Consider the following 14,859-nt stretch of genomic DNA (forward strand, 5'->3'; position numbering starts at 1 on the left):
CGGCTAGTCCGTTACGCTCACCTTGCCCGACGAATTTATCCTCGTCATAAGCTTGACGGGCAGAGCATCCGTCCCGGTCAACACGAGCTTCGCGTCGAGGACGAAGTTGATGCTGAACGGTTCGTTGGGGTCTGGCGCGTAGGCGATTTTCACGTCGCACAGCCGCGGCTCGCAGCGTTCTATGAAGCGCGCTATTTCCTTCTCGATGCGCGGGATGTCGTCGCGGTTGTAGCTGACGCCGAAGCCGGTGAAGTCCGGTATGCCGAACTCCTCGTCGAGAACGCTGCTGCCGCGCCGCGTGTTGAGCAGCTTGCTCACGTAGACTATGACGGAGCGCAGCACCTCGTTCACGTCCTCGAAATTCGCGCGCTCGGAGCCGTGCTGCATCGCGCGCAGCCTTTCAAGAAAGCGTATCGACGACACCGCTATTTTCCTTTTTCAGCGCCCGCGGGCGAGAATACTACCCGTACCGCGTTTTTCCCGGCGGAGTATTCGGCGCGCGCTTCAAGTTTCGCGACGCCGTGCGCGGCGACGCCTGATATGCGCAGGTAGCCTTTGTGCCCCGCGGCCTGCACCAGAGAGAGGCAGCCGTCGCTCAGTGATTTTTTCATATATGGCGGCTTGCTCCACTCGCCTATGAAGTCTACCGTTGCGCCAGTGACGTTCTTCGGGCTGTAGAACGAAACGTCGCCTATCGTCCCGGTCAGGGACATTACGACGGCGACGGAGTCTCCGTCCAGCGTCTGTATCTCCGGCGCGTCCAGCGTGCCGCTTCCGGCCGTCTTGCCTTTTGCGAGCAGCGTCCATTCCGGCGCGGGAGGCTCTGCGGGCGGCTCTTCCGCGACTGGCGGAGCGGCGCGCCGCACGGCTGGCGGGAGCTCGACTTTTTCGCGCCCCGCGGAGGAGAAAAGGAAAGCCATCGTGTTTCCGGCGTAGGTAGTGTGCGTGCTGCGCGACACGGCGAAGCCAAGCGCCGCGACAAGCACGAGCCATACTAGCAGCATCCAGCGGAATATTGTTTGCAGCGAGTTCATCAGCGCGTCACCAGCCTTGTTATTTTTGACGGAAGCTCGGGGAATTTGCGCTCCGCCTCCGCCTTCGGGTCAGTGAAGATGCCCGCCGTGTTCGAGACGGCGAGAGGCACCTTTATTGTCTTTAAGCCGGCGGCCTCCATTTTTTCAAACGCCCCCGGGAAGTCCATCTGGAAGAAGGTCTTTTCTCCGGTGCGGAATTCCGTGACGAACTCCTTGAAGCCGGCGTATTCGCGGCGCAGGTCGAAGCCGGGGAAGCTTATCACGAGAGTCACGCGGCCGGACTTGCCTGGGCTGTAGGTGAACACGGCCTCCTGCGGGAAGTTCTGGTTCACGAGCTGCTGCGGGCCGTCTTCGCCTTCGAGCGTCAAAGTCATGACGCTCGGGCGCAGCTGCGCGCCCTGGTTGACGATCAGCGGGCGCGACATGACGCTCACGCTGTATGACTCTTTGCGCTCCGGCGGTAGAGGCTGCGAAGCGGCCTCAGCGCCCTGCATGAGGGCCGCGAGGAATTCATCGTCGAACGGGAACGGCGTTCCATCCCAGAGCGACGGCACAGGGACGCCGCCGCGGTGCGACAGAAGCGTGCCAAGATTCTTCTGTACGAATACCGGAACGACGCCTGTTTCGCCGTATATCGCCTCTCCGCCGCCGCGCCCGAAGAGCACAGTCGGGCTGTTGAGAACCTCGTCCTCCCAGCGGCGCTGGAGCACCTGCGCCGTCTCTATCGTCGCCTCGGCGGCTATGAAGTCGAGTATGCCGCCGAGCACTTCCTGCGCGGGCGACCATTCGCCGCCTATGATCGAAAAGGCTTCGTCGAAAGCCTGCTGGGCTGAGTCGTAGGGCTGCCCTTCGGGCTGTTCCGCGCCCTTTTCCTCTCCGTATTTGGCGGAGCAGAGCGAGAAGGCGGACGACGGGTTCGAGACGGCGCCGAGCAGCGTCACGCAGTTTTCGAAGAAGACTCGCATGGCCGTCTCGGCCTTCACTAGATCGCTGACCTTCGCCTCGCCCTTGACGCCTGTGCGAAGACGTCCCATAAGATCTGGATTCTTCTCGACTGCGGTGAAGGCGTTCCAAAGCTTGTCGCGCTTTTTGTCCTCGCTGTTAGCGAGCGCGAGCGACACAACCGCGTCTACCACGTCCATCCTGTCGACCCACGCGGGGCGCAGCTTGCTTTCGCGCAGAGGCGCGGTCTCGGCCATTATGCAGCGGTAAGCTTTGATATGCGGGAGGTTGGTCACCTTCGTTATTTCGTCGTAGGCGGGATAGTTCTCGAAGTTCTCGTGAAGCAGAGACGGCCCCGCGGCGGTGAAGCTTTCCGCGAAGTTTTCCCACGCGCGCGCGTATTCGAGCAGATAGTCGTTTCTGAATTTATCGATGTAGACTCCGAGAATTTCTGAGCCTCCGGCGATCTCCTCAATGTCCTCCACCGTGTCGCGGACGGCCTTGCGTCCCGCCGCCGTGTAGCAGAAATCGACGCTGACGTCGGCTTCGCTCTGGATCGGGATATGCGTCCAGAATTGCGAGAGGCGTACGCTCTCGGATGCGCGCGAACTGTTGAGCTGCGCCGTAATGTCGTTCATCAGATTGCTGCCGCGCCGCGTGAAGCTCTGGACGAGCAGCGAGCGTATCTCCATCGAGAGCGCTTCAAGCTGTTCGTCGTCGTCTATCCAGCGCAGCGCGTTGACGATGAGCTGTCCAGTAACCGGAGTCCACTCGGCCTCGTTGAGGCCGGTCAACGGGTACGTCCCGGCCGCCCCGTCCATTGAAGGAGCAGGATCTCCGAGACGGTCTGAGAGCGCCGCCGTAAGCCACGTCAGCTCGGTCGCGAGCTCCATGTCGCGCTCGCGCGTCTTGCCCGTCGCCGGCATGGAGAGGATGTCGCGGAACCGGTCTATCATCGGGCGCAGAATTATCCTGTTTACGTCGCGCACATACTCGCGCTTTGCGCCGTTCAGCGCGCGGCCGAGCATGTCTTCGCCCATATTCGGCAGATACCATGCTCCGTGTGATTTTTCGAGATTCAGTATATAGTTCATTTCGGAATAGAGGCGTGAGTAGGACTCAGCCAGCGGCCCCTGCGCGGGGTCGAGCACCATGAGGCCTTCGCCGCCGGACTTCCCGGCCGCGACGTGCGGGTCTTCCGCGAGAATCCTGTACTGGTATATGGTGTTAGCCGCGAGCAGACCGCAGACGGATAGCGTAAGAAGCAGCCACCCGGCCATCAGCGCTATCCTGCCGCCGGCGCTCACCGGTATCCCGCTGAAAGGCCTTGGAAGCGGCGCGGCTGGCAGAACGCGCGAGACGAGCGCGCCTGCGAAGGCGGGGACGCGCCGCCCGCTGCGCCCGATCGGGCGCGAGGCGCAGAAGTAGACGCCCGCAATCTCGGGATTGACCTGGTGCGCGAGCTCGCGCGATAGGTTTTCCGTTATTATGTCGAGCTTCGGCGCGAGCGCTTTCAGCCGGTTCAGCGCAGATAGCACGTCGCCGTGCGGCGGCGTCCCTTCCGCGGCTCCGTCGAGCACGAGCTCCTCGAGTTTTTCGGCGGCGTTCGCCGCGGCCCACGCGCCTATCGCGGGGCCGCCGTCCCAGCCTCCGAGCGCTCCCTCGGAGCCGTCGGGCAGGTACTGCGTCAGAAGCGCGCCTATGCCCGGCATATTTTCTATTTCCTCAACGAGTATATAGACCGGGTAGAGCGCGTTCGCTGTCAGCATTATCTGCTGCACCCGCGTGCGGAGCCTCTGCCCGAGCATGTCGAGTTCGGCGTCGTTCCTGTCGAGCAGGTCTGCAAGGCGCAGCGAAAGCACGACGCCGCGCAGCGGGGCGTGGCGCCGGCGCGCCGCGAGGAGCTCTTCCAGCTCCGTCTTCCATACGCTGCCGCCGTCGCCGGAGCAGCTGAGCCGCAGCACGACGCATGACTCTGTGAAGTGCCAGTATAGCGGCGACGCGCCGTCGGGGACCTTGCGCCCGAACGAGTCGAAGGGCGAACTTTCGCTCGCCTCGTCTTCGATTACTACAAACCACGGCTGACTTGCGTTCAGCGTGCGGCTGAAGCGCGACGGAGAGCGCAGCACGCATGACATGCCATGACGCCACGCGACAGATACCGCGGAGTCGCCGGCCTCTTCGGGAGCCGCGGCCTGCTGTTCGCTCATCATTTTAGAGACGAAGGCACGCTTGCTGCGCCAGCGCCAGAGCAGCATCACGCCGCGAGCGGCGAGGAAAAGCGCCGCTATGCCGAGCAGCGCAGCCGCGCCGGTGAAAAGCGGCCATCCCTCGTACCAGGAGAGCGCCGTCAGAATTGCGAGCAGGACGAGGAGAAGTATCAGTATCAATATAAATTTCAAAGCCTTAGATAAAAACTTCATCCGTATATCACCTCTTCACGCCGTCCTCAGAATTTGCCGTGGAACGGCGCGTTTGCGAGCACGCCGCCGCAGTAGAGCGCGAACAGGATGCAGACCAGCAGCGGCAGCGCGACGTATGCGGCGCGCTCGCCCCAGATAAGCAGTTCCGACGCACGGCGGCGCGAATGCGGCATCCTGAGCTCCGGCGCACGGTCGAAGAGGCCGCGGCAGGCCCTGCGTATGCGGGCAAGCTGCGCGGCGTCGCCGTAGAGGGCTCCGCGGAATCCGAAGAGCAGGCAGAGCGCGAAGACGCCGAGCGCGCCCTCGTCGTCGCCCTCCCTGTGGCGCGACGCGGCGGCCTCGAAGCGCTCGGCGAGGTCGAGCGCGCGCCATTCCTCGCGCTCCGGCTCCGCGCACGCGCAGAGGTCAATCCCATCGTCCTCCGCGAGCGGCCCGTCAGCCGCCTCGTGCTTTTTCAGTCTGGCGCGGCGCGGCACCCCGCACGAGTCGAGGCATTTTTCAAGCTCCTGATAAAAAAGCCGCCCCGCCTCCACAGTTTCGAAATAGCGGTACTGCAGGCTCGACGCCGCCCACGCCGCGGCGTCGGCGCGCGGCGAGCCGAGCATCTGCTCGTCGGCCCACGCGGCTACCGCGAAGCGCGCCTGCTCGAGGTCGCGGCGCGGCGTCGACGATTCTCCGGAGGCGCACGACGGCAGCGCGCGCTCGCGCTCCGCAAGCTCGACCAGACGTTCGGCGGCCTCGGAGAGCGGCCTTTCAAGTCCTTCGGGCGCGCCCGCGTAGTGCAGCGTCTCCGCCATCAGCGGCGCGAATCGTTCGCAGAGGCTGTTCATGGCCTCACCGCTCCACGACGGTCACCTGAACGCGCAGATCGTCCGGCGCGCCCGGCAGCGTGTACGAAATTTCGCCGTCCCGTTCAAGCCTGCGCCAGAGCGGGTCGTTCGAGTCTATCCTGAAATACAGCGTGTCGCCGCGCCGCGGCAGCCCCATCGGCGGCTGCTCGCTGCGGCGCAGCCTGACGCCCGGAAGCGCCTGCGCGACTACGTCGGACATCTCCGCGGCGGGCGCGAGCTTTCCGAGCGCGGCGGCGGAGGCGAGCTCCTTCCCGCGCTGCGAGCGCAGCAGCAGCCAGTAGTCGTAACTGCCCGCGGAGAGCGCGCCGCGCGGCATGACGGCTGAGAATACGCCGGGTGTTCCCGCGGGCTCAAGGTCGAATATGAACTGCGGCCCCATCACGAGCGTGTCTACTAGGCGCATGATGACGCGCGCGACGGCGCTGAAGCAGCCGTATAAATCGGTGTGGTCGTAGGGCGGGATGACGCGCGCGCCCTGCCGCGTCTCTCCGAGCGGCGACATGTCGGGCGCGAATACGGAGAGCTCGCCAGCGATGCGGCAGAGGCTGCTGTAGACGTTCCACGGGTGCGCGCTCGGGGCCTGGAGCCAGCGGTTCAGCTCCGGTATGCTGCGCCCGAGCAGCCCGAGTATCGCAAGCAGCACCGCGCCGTTGCTCTGGACGCCCTGCCAGCTTCCTTCGTTCGTATCTATCTTGTATTCGTCGAGGTGGCGGTTGCGCGACAGCAGCGTGTCCGAAACGTCGTGGACGAGCCTGTGCAGCGCGGGGACGGCGGCGATGTCCACGCAGGGCGGAGCCATGCGCTCGTCGAGGCGCACGCGCTCGCCGTCGCGTATCAGCCGCGCGACAGGCATCTTCCACAGAGCGCCGCCCTCGCCTCCGAAGCAGAGGCGCATATTGTAGCGCAGCGTCGAGACGTCCATGTCCGGCCCGCCGGCGTAGTAGTCCGGCACCGCGTCGGGCTCGAGCGGCGCGGCGTAGCGGAAGTTCTCCGGCGCTTCGGCGGGAGACGCGGCCTTGACGGCGTTGCCTCCGCTCTCGCGGAACTCCGCTATTCCGGCGTAAACGGTCAGCGGCTCCTCCGGGTTCGTCCACGCCTGAGCGAAGGAGCGCGGCGGGAGCCACGCGTTGCCGGGGCATGAGACCCATTCGCCCGAGGGCAGAAGCAGTTCCATCGAGACGACCTCGAAGACTCCGTTCGCTATCGAGTTTTCGTTGACCTCAAGGCGGCGCACGCCCCACAGGTAGGGATTGAGCAGGGCCATCGCCGCCGCGGCCCTCCTGACGTTCTGGATGTATTCGAGCTGAAAATGCTGCGGCTGCAGGAACACGCCGTGTTCCCAAAAAACTGGATTATCGTTCATATCCACCTTCACCTCCAGTGACGGTTACAGCCTCGGAATTTAGGAGAACCCCGGCTGCGAGGGTTCCGGCAGTGTAATAGGTGACTTTCTTGCGTCGTTTAACCTTTATCACCGTTTCGTCTATCGGAAACGGCGCATATGCGGAGCAGCGCGTCGGGTCGCAGTGGGCGTAGCCCGCGACGACGGCGAAATATTTCGCCCCTTCCATGCGGTCGAAGCTCCGCGTTATTTTCTCTCCGGGCTGCACGTACTCGACGCGGCTCATAAGCGCCGAGCCTCCGAGCACTTCTATATCGCCGGCCAGCAGCTTGCGGACGCCGTCGAAGGTCGAGGCCAGCGCCGTGAATTTCGCCATATCAGACAGCTGATAAAGGCAAATAGTAATTCCGAGCGGCGAGCCGTAGGCGAAGTTGAGGTCGTCCGACGCAGTGACCGTCACGGAGAGCCCCTCCTTCTGCTGGCTCCACACCACCTCCGACGGTTTCAGCGCGCCGTCGGGCGGAGGAGGGACTTTCTTCGCCGCTTCGCATCCGGCGGGCGCGGACAGCAGGCCGACGGACGATATGAAAATCAGCAGGGCCGCGAAAAGCCCCGCGCTTCTACGCGACATCCACCTTAGCCTGCGCCGCGACTGAGCAGAGGCCGACGGTGTTGCCGTCGTTGTGCTTAGTCGTCGCGCCCTGCGAGACCGCCGCCTTGCCTTCGAGCGTCACCTTCGCCGACCCCTTGATGAATTCGCCCTTGCCGATGAATTTGTTCGATACGACGCCGCCTCCGGCGTTGCCGGCCTCGTCGCCGTTCGATATGGCGGTCTGCGATTTGACGTTGAGCGCCGGCGAACCGGAGATGAATACCTTCGTGCAGGCCGTGTTCGGCAGCACCATATTGCACATGAAGATGTTCGGGTACGGGACCGGAACCGGCCCTCCCGGCGACGGCGTCTTGCAGACGTCGGGCGCGTTGCTCATGCAGGTTCCGCCCTGAAGCGTGAGCGCGAACATCTAACCCACCTTGATGCGCTCGGCGTCGAGGTCGAGCATCGCTTCGGCGCGCACATCGGCGTTTTCGGCGCGCAGGCGGTAGCTCGTCTCGCTCTTCACGCGCATACGCCCGGCGCTGCGCTCGTCGAGCCCCTCAGTGCGCTCGGAGAGCTCGCCGTAGCGTCCCTCCTTGCGCGCGATCCGCTCGCCGACGCGACGCGCCGCGGTCTGCACCGCCGCGAAGCCCTGAAGCAGCAGGCCGCCGCCGAGCGACAGAATCGTGCTTTCCGTCGAAATCGTGCGCGAGACGAAACTTGTCTTTTCGCTCTCCACCGAGAGCTCGCGCGCGCGCAGCGCCGTCCTGTCTGGAAGCGCGAGCTCCGCCTCGCCGTCGGCTTCGGCGCGCGCCAGCACGCACGTGACCCACGCCTCGCCGTCCGGCAGGAAAGCCGTGAGCACCGTGTCGCCGCAGCGCGGCTTCAGCAGGCAGCCGGCGGCGCGCTCTGCGCGCACCATTCCGCGCGGAGTCCGCACGAGCATCGCGCCGTCGTCCGTCCCGACTCCCGCGACGGTTCCTTTAACGAGCGAACCCTCGGGCTCTTCTATCGGAAGCGCGTATCCCATTTTTTTCGTCCCCCTTAGCTACAATCCTCAGTCTGTTCAAAATCTATGATAAAGCCGTTAATCTTTCTTCATAAAATTTTCCGCTTTCAGCAGCCTTTCGTCAGTCGGGCGCAGCCCTTCCGTCACGGCGCCTGACATGGACGCCTCGCGGAAATTCACGGCGTGTCCGTTCGCGAGCGTCAAATCCGCGCCGTCGAAGCGCGCTCGCATTACCCTCGCGTGCGACAGGTCGGCCATCTTCAGATTTGCGCGCGACAGGTTCGCGTAGGAAAGGTCCGCTCCGGCAAAATTCGCTTTTTCGAGCGGCGCGCCTGACAAATCCGCAAGCGCGAGAACCGCGCGCGCGAAGTGCGCCGCCGTAAGGTCGGAGCCGGCGAAGGAGCATTTCGTCATATTGCTTCCTATGAAGCCGCCGAGGCAGAGCCTGCAGCGGGCGAAGCCCGACTCCGTGAAATCAGTCTCCGTTGCGACTATCTGCGTCAGGTCGCAATCCTCCGCCGTGATTTTACGGCAGGAGCATTTCTGCATCACGAGCATCGGCGCGCGCACCTTAGTCAGTTTCGCGCCGTCGAGCGCGCAGTTGACGAAGAGCGTCTTTTCCATGTTGTTTTCCGTAAAATCCGGCAGCTTCGAGGCCGTTTCCATGAAGGTCGCTTCGCTGAGATTCGCGCCGTTCCACGTACTCTCGGAAAATTCGATTTTGTGGAAGAAGGCGCGCGGCATATCCGCGCCGTCGAGCTTTACGCGCGCGAGCTTCGCGCGCACGAACTGCGCGTTTGCGAGGTTCGCGCCGGCAAGGTCGCAGTCCGTCAGCGCCGCCTCCTCGAACGCCGCGTCTGACAGGTTTGCGCCGCGGAACGAGCAGCGCTCCATGCGGCAGCCGGTGAAATCCGCGCCGGAAGCGTCAGCGCCGTCGAAGAGGCAGCCAGCGAGCGCGCGTCCCGAGAACGGCAGGCCGCCAAGCCCGCCGCACTGCGAGAAGTCGGCGTTTTCTATCTTTTCCGAGGCGAACAGCTCTTCTATGCTCACGCCGCGATTTGTCTCTTCTCCCATAGTTCAGCGCCCCTTTCTCGCCTCTATGACGGTCTGCCCGACGTCTGCTCCGCGCAGGTCAGTCGCCTCGTTAGTAAACATGCGGCAAAGGTCCGCGCCGAACAGATTGCTCTTCGAAAGGTCTGCTCCTGAGGCGCGCGCCTCGCGCATAGAGCCGCCGAAGATGTTCGCGCCCCGCATGGAAGCGCCTTCGAGGCGGCTGCGCGAGAAGTCCCCGCCAGCCGCGTCCGCGCCGTTCCAGCGCGACGACGAGAGTTCGCAGTCGGTGAACGAAGCGCCGCGCGCCGATACGCCGGTGAAGTCGGCGCCGCCCGCGTCCGCGTTCGTCCAGTTGGCGCCGTCGAGCCGCGCGCCGGTGAAATCGGCTTTGCGCGCGGAGCTGCCCCAGCAGAAGGTCGAGCCGCCGAGCACGGCCTTCGCGAATTTCGCGCCGTCGGCGCAGGACTCGTGGAAATCCATCCTCCGCAGCCGCGCGCCGGAGAAATCCGCTCCGCTCATGTCGCTGAAGCTGACGCGCGCCTCGCTCAGGTCCGCGCCCGCGGCTTTCAGCCCGTCGGCCTTGACCTTAGACAACGTCGCGCCCGCGAGCGACGCGCCGGAAATGTCAGCGCCGGTCATAACGGCCTCGGAGAAATCGGCGTCCGCGGCGGCGGCCGACGCCAGGTCCGCCCCGCTCAAATCCGCGCCCACGAACGACGCTCCGGACAAACTGGCAGCGGCGAAGGCCGCGCCCGCAAGCGACGTTCCGTCGAAGCGCGCGCCGTCTAGCTTCGCCTTTACGAACGAAGCGCCTTTCATGTCGAACCCTGAGAAATTGAAGCCCGTAAGGTCGAAGCCGTCGAGCTTCGCGCCTGCGACGCTTCCGCCCGCCGCGAGTATCTCCGGCAGGTTTTCCGGCGTCAGCGGCAAATCTTCGGGCTTCTTCGCAATTTTTTCCGCTGCTTCTTTTATTATCGTTTCGTCCGCTCTTGCAGCTGGCGGCTCCTGCGCCGCGGCTTTCGCCCGCGCCGCGCCGCCCGGCCAAATTTCGTTCGTCACGCCGAGCTCGTCCGTCTTTTTCTGTATGTTTTCGATCCGTCCGCGCACCGAGCCCTCGGGGAAGCCCGCCGCCTTTTCGATGCGGGTCGCGTAGTTCAGCAGTTCCTTCGGGTCGTCCGGCACGTCTTCGTCAAGCACCGCTACGAGGCGCGCCGCAGCGGCTGGCTCCATGCCGGCCTTTACGAGCTGCGCGGCGCAGTCCGCGGAGGAGCGCGGCGCGCTCTTTTCCGCCGTTCCGCCAGCCGGCAGTGATGTGAGGATGTTTTTCATGCTCGCGACGGTTTTATCGTCAGCGCCTATGGCGGCTCCGAACTCTGAAGCGTAGGCCTCCGCGGCCTTGTTCCACGCCGCCTGGTCGGAAAAATCCGCAAGGCTCGGCACCGGAATGTCGAGCGCCTTTTTGACGGAAGCTATCTGCGTATCGGAGGCTCCGGCGCGTTTCAGCGATTCTTCAAGAGTCGGCGGCTTCGCCGCCGCGGCCTGCGCCTGCATCTCCGCCATCTTGCCGGATAATCTGTCTATATGCGCCTTCGTCTCGGCGACCTGTTCGGACGTCATCGGCGGCAGGCCGGCCTCGGCAAGAACGGCGTTTATCTCCGGCAGAGACTCGTCAAGCTCTTTATAGGCGTTCGCGCGCACCTCCGCGGCCGACGGCGCGGAATCCTCCGCAATTTCGGCCTGGGGCGCGGACGTCTGCGGCCGAGGCGCGGCGTTTCCCTCCGCGTTTTCGGCTTGCGGCGCGCCTTTCGCCTCCGCTCCTGATTTATCCGCAGAGGCCTCCGCCGCGCCGGCGACGCCGATTCCAGCGGCTGCGGCTGCGGCCTCGGCAGCCCCGACTGTTTCGCGCGCCGCGCGCGGCGCAGACTCTGCCGCCGGAATTTCCGGAGGGGCCGCGAACGCAGCTGCGGCTTCTTCCGTCACGGTTTCGCCGTCGAGTTCGAGGCAGAGCGAAGCTTTGTCTATTCCCGCTCCGGCCTCGTCTTCACATTCTGTGACGGCGTGCCAGAGCAGAAGCCCGACGAGTTCGCCCGGGAAAAGCCAGAGCGTGTCCGGCTTCGGCCTTTTCTCGAAACTTCTGCCTCCAGCCTCAAATTTGAATACGGCTGCGGCCTTTGGAAGCTTCGTCTCTATTTTCGGAAGTTTATCGTTAAGGTTTATCAGCGTTATTTTCTCGCCGCCGTTCAGCCCTTTCGGAAGCCTTTGCTGCGGCTGCGAGAGATTGTAATATCCCCAGTCGAAGTCGTCGGGGACGCCGGGCCAGTTCTCGCGCAGCCACTTCGAATCGTATGTGGCGGCGCGCCCCATACGGCAGGGCCACGTACCGCGCGGTCCCATGCATGCCGGCGCGCCGTGCGGCATGGATTCGTCGCTTACTGGCGCTTTTTCCCCTTTTCCGGCCCGCGGGCCGTCTGGGTTCTCCGCGTCGCTTCCCCACGTGTTCTTCCACGACAGCGGCATGGAGGCGAAGGGCTCTCGCGATTCGACCAGCAGCCGCCTGCCGCTCTCGCCGACCTGCGCGCTCACGACGGCGCCTTTCGCGGGCGCGCCTTCCGAAACGAAGGCGGAGCCTGCGAGCAGCCACTCGGCCTCTTTCTTCGGCACGCCGAGGTCGAGGCAGTCGCCTGGCGCTAGCGCCCCCATCGCCGCGGCGTAGGCCGCGCCAGGTTCAAGCGGGCGGCCCGAAGCAAGATCGAAGGCGAAGCCCGCCGTAAAGCTCATGAAAAGCTTACGCTCCATGTGGAGCGGCTGGAAGGTAAGGCTCAGCAGTTCGGAGTTTTCTGTTTTCATAACCGGCACCAACTCCCGAAACGTCTAAAAGTTCATATTTGATTCCATGAGACGCGGACGGGCTGTTCGGCCTTCGCGCCCAGATAGCAACCCAGCTTCGCGCCCTCGCCGAGCGCCGCAGGCTGCGGCGCAGAGCCGTTGGGATGCAGCACAAGGTCAAACTCGTGCGGCGAATCGAGGTAACGCTCCACTCTGTCGCGGAACGAACCGTAGCCCTCTCGCCCGGGCAGAAATTCCGCCGCATCGGACGGTTTTACGCTGCACAGGTGGATGCGGAACTTTCCCGTGCTGTCCGCGACGCTCTCTCCGACGACTGCGTCATCTCCGACGCGGCAGCTTCCTACGCCGACGGAGCAGCGCTGCGCGGTCGGTACAGACGCGCGCCGTTCAACGCACTGCTCGACCTCTACGCCGTCTCGCCCGAGTACGAAAGCAAGGTAACGTTCGAGCCGTATCGCGGAGCGTGAGCGCTGAGCCAGCAGGTCGGCCGCCGCCAAAGCATGGAGCGACGGGTCTCGGAGCTCCTCTTCCGCCTGTCCGATCAGGCAGTATTGTATAAATTCCGCAGATCTGTTCGCACTCTCGACGGTGCGCCGCGCGATATCGCCGTGGCGGTTCGCGGCGTAAAGCATATGATATAGATGGTTGTTCAGTATATCGAGGAAATCGCGCGAAATGCTCTCGTCCTCGCGCGCCTCGTCGAGCAATTCCTCAGTATAGAAGGTCGGCAGAGCGCCCATCGTGCTGTACAGGCCGTAATATGGCACTGTAACGCGGTAGAAGACCCGCCCGTTCTCCTCTCGTTTCTGTACCGAGACGACCTCTGCGGGGGGAAACGCGAGCGAGAGCCACGGCACGACGCGGATGTTGCGGCGGAAGAATCTGTCTATATCCTCCGCGCTCACGGCGTTCATTATGCCGAGCAGCCGCAGCGTCTGCATCATCGTGAAACGCTGCGGTTCCGTAAGCAGCCTCCGCTCTAAATCAGCTGCCTGTTCCCTAGCCTCGGAGCCCATTCCCATTTTTCGTCAGTTCCCGAGACCGTAAGAACGAGCCTCGTGTATGTATTTATCGGCGCGAATTCTGCGAGGAACTGGTCCAGCGAGTCCGCGAACAGCCAGAGGTCGCCGTGCGAGACGAAGCCTGAGGGTTCAAGTTCGAGCGAGAGCCGCCGTCCGCGGAAGACGCGCCCGTGAAAAAGCCTCTCCTCGTCGCAGGACGAGAAGGCGCGCACCGACTGGCATTTTTTCGCGCAGGCCACGGAGAGCTCAGGCGCGTCGCCGCCGCGCGGCACGTAAAGCGAAAGCGTCTGCTGAAGAGCCTTAGCCGAGGCGAGCGGCAGCAGGTTCGCGTTCATATGGGCGAGGAAACGCCACTGAAGCCCTTCGTCCGCCGGCGGCGCGAGCATCGGCGACGGCGCGGTGATGTTTTCAAAGGTCACCTTCGACGGCGTCGCGTCCGTAGGCATACAGATGTCGCCCTGGAGCAGCCTGTTCGGCAGTCCGCGGTTGCAGCATATTAAATCCATCGATATGACGCAGCCGTCGAAGCCTCCCTCGGAATCGGGACGGCGCGGCATCGAGATATAATGCTCCGGCAGCTCGCCCTCTTCGGGCATCGTGTAGCGAATGTTGTAGATAAGCCCATCGCGCGACTCGTTATAGAGGCCGTATGGACGGCAGCGCTCGGCGCGTCCGCCGCGCCGTATCGCGGTGACGCCCGTCACGCCGAGAATGTCGACGTATTGTTTTTCCTTGACGTGGGGATAAATCCGGTACTCTTCATGGGTGAAGTCGGCCTGTATCGGCTCGGAATGAAGCTGAAAGACGTTGCAGGCTGCGACGGTATTGACGGCGAAGGCCCCGTCCGTGAAAGGCGGCGGCGTCATGCCTTTGCCGAAGCGGAACGTCAGCTTCAGCTCGCGCGCCGACTCGGTGAGCGCGAGGCGCTTCAGCCCCGACACTCCGAAAGCCGTAAGCTGCTCGGGACAGCAGAAATAGCGGACGAGCGCCGCGTAGGCGCGGTTTTTCGCCTGCCCTGACGGAAGCCTGTGATCCTCGAGCGGAGAGCGCAGTATCGACAGCGCCGCGGATGGGAGTTCGACGGACGACGCGCCCGCCGAGACGTTTATCGACTCGAGCCGCGTCAGAAGCGCAAGAAGCCGCTGCGACGCAAGCGAGTAACCTCCCGTGAGATGGAAGTCGAGCCTGTCTGGAAGGAATTTTTCAAGCGGGGCGGCGGCGCGCAGAGTCAGCGTCACGCTGCCGGACATATCGCTGCGCTTCTCGCTCTCCACCGACGAGACGGAAAGCGGCAGCACCGTGACGTCACGCATCGTGCTGTAAATACAGGAAACGCCGCCGATCGGCTTCGAGGCGAGCTGCGCGCCGCGCGCGACGAGCAGCGGCTCCGTAAAGCCCGGACTCAGCGCGAAGCGCACGACGGCCATCGACGGCACGGGCATCACCGACTCCGGGAAGACCTCGCGCAGCAGCGTCTGTATAAGCTCAGGCGCAGTCTGGTCGAGCCGCTCGTGTATCTTGGCGCACAGATAGGCCGTCCCTTCGAGTATCCGCTCGGCGTCCGGGTCGCCGCCCTGTTCGAGCAGCATAGGAGCCGCCGCGGGATATTTGCGCGCAAACTCCCGCGCCCCTTCGTGGAGCATTCTCAACTGTTCCTGAAAGTATTTGTTCACGTCCGCCTCTCTTCCCGATATATCGCTGAACTATCATGTCATAACTATCGTAAGGCCACGCAGGGACT

The 14,859-nt window shown here is 64.0% G+C and carries 12 protein-coding genes; all 12 read right to left on the reverse strand.

Going from position 1 to position 14,859, the window contains the following annotated elements; genetic code table 11:
- Window positions 1-3: 3 nt before the first annotated feature.
- Genes tssE through tssF form a run of 12 tightly spaced genes read right to left on the reverse strand, consistent with a single transcriptional unit; the run spans window position 4 to window position 14,791 of the window.
- Window positions 4-423, reverse strand: a complete 420-nt coding sequence (tssE, locus tag ABGT66_RS04175) for a type VI secretion system baseplate subunit TssE (protein WP_346689062.1) — start codon at window positions 421-423, stop codon at window positions 4-6.
- Window positions 424-425: 2 nt separating this feature from the next.
- A complete protein-coding gene (locus ABGT66_RS04180) occupies window positions 426-1,004 on the reverse strand; it encodes a hypothetical protein (protein WP_346689064.1) in 579 nt (192 codons plus the stop codon).
- A 29-nt stretch (window positions 1,005-1,033) separates the two neighbouring features.
- Complete coding sequence (locus ABGT66_RS04185; RefSeq protein ID WP_346689066.1) at window positions 1,034-4,399, reverse strand: type VI secretion protein IcmF/TssM N-terminal domain-containing protein; 3,366 nt, start codon at window positions 4,397-4,399, stop codon at window positions 1,034-1,036.
- A 26-nt stretch (window positions 4,400-4,425) separates the two neighbouring features.
- Window positions 4,426-5,229, reverse strand: coding sequence for a DotU family type IV/VI secretion system protein (locus ABGT66_RS04190; protein ID WP_346689067.1), 804 nt, complete (start codon window positions 5,227-5,229; stop codon window positions 4,426-4,428).
- A gap of 4 nt (window positions 5,230-5,233) precedes the next feature.
- A complete protein-coding gene (gene tssK / locus ABGT66_RS04195; protein ID WP_346689068.1) occupies window positions 5,234-6,613 on the reverse strand; it encodes a type VI secretion system baseplate subunit TssK in 1,380 nt (459 codons plus the stop codon).
- Window positions 6,603-7,223: a type VI secretion system lipoprotein TssJ gene (gene tssJ / locus ABGT66_RS04200; protein WP_346689070.1), complete on the reverse strand. Its 621-nt coding sequence runs from the start codon at window positions 7,221-7,223 to the stop codon at window positions 6,603-6,605. Before tssJ ends, tssK begins: the two co-directional genes overlap by 11 nt.
- Window positions 7,213-7,614, reverse strand: coding sequence for a PAAR-like domain-containing protein (locus ABGT66_RS04205; RefSeq protein ID WP_346689072.1), 402 nt, complete (start codon window positions 7,612-7,614; stop codon window positions 7,213-7,215). The genes tssJ and ABGT66_RS04205 overlap by 11 nt, the downstream gene beginning before the upstream one ends.
- Entirely contained in the window at window positions 7,615-8,217 is a 603-nt protein-coding gene (locus tag ABGT66_RS04210) for a DUF3540 domain-containing protein (RefSeq protein ID WP_294193382.1), read from the reverse strand.
- 57 nt (window positions 8,218-8,274) lie between these two features.
- Entirely contained in the window at window positions 8,275-9,270 is a 996-nt protein-coding gene (locus ABGT66_RS04215; protein WP_346689074.1) for a pentapeptide repeat-containing protein, read from the reverse strand.
- A gap of 3 nt (window positions 9,271-9,273) precedes the next feature.
- Complete coding sequence (locus ABGT66_RS04220; protein ID WP_346689075.1) at window positions 9,274-12,096, reverse strand: pentapeptide repeat-containing protein; 2,823 nt, start codon at window positions 12,094-12,096, stop codon at window positions 9,274-9,276.
- Between the two features lie 32 nt (window positions 12,097-12,128).
- Entirely contained in the window at window positions 12,129-13,118 is a 990-nt protein-coding gene (gene tssG, locus ABGT66_RS04225) for a type VI secretion system baseplate subunit TssG (RefSeq protein ID WP_346689076.1), read from the reverse strand.
- Window positions 13,076-14,791, reverse strand: a complete 1,716-nt coding sequence (gene tssF, locus ABGT66_RS04230; RefSeq protein WP_346689078.1) for a type VI secretion system baseplate subunit TssF — start codon at window positions 14,789-14,791, stop codon at window positions 13,076-13,078. The genes tssG and tssF overlap by 43 nt, the downstream gene beginning before the upstream one ends.
- Between the last annotated feature and the right edge of the window lie 68 nt (window positions 14,792-14,859).

The organism is uncultured Cloacibacillus sp. (genome assembly GCF_963926575.1).
GTDB lineage: Bacteria > Synergistota > Synergistia > Synergistales > Synergistaceae > Caccocola > Caccocola faecigallinarum.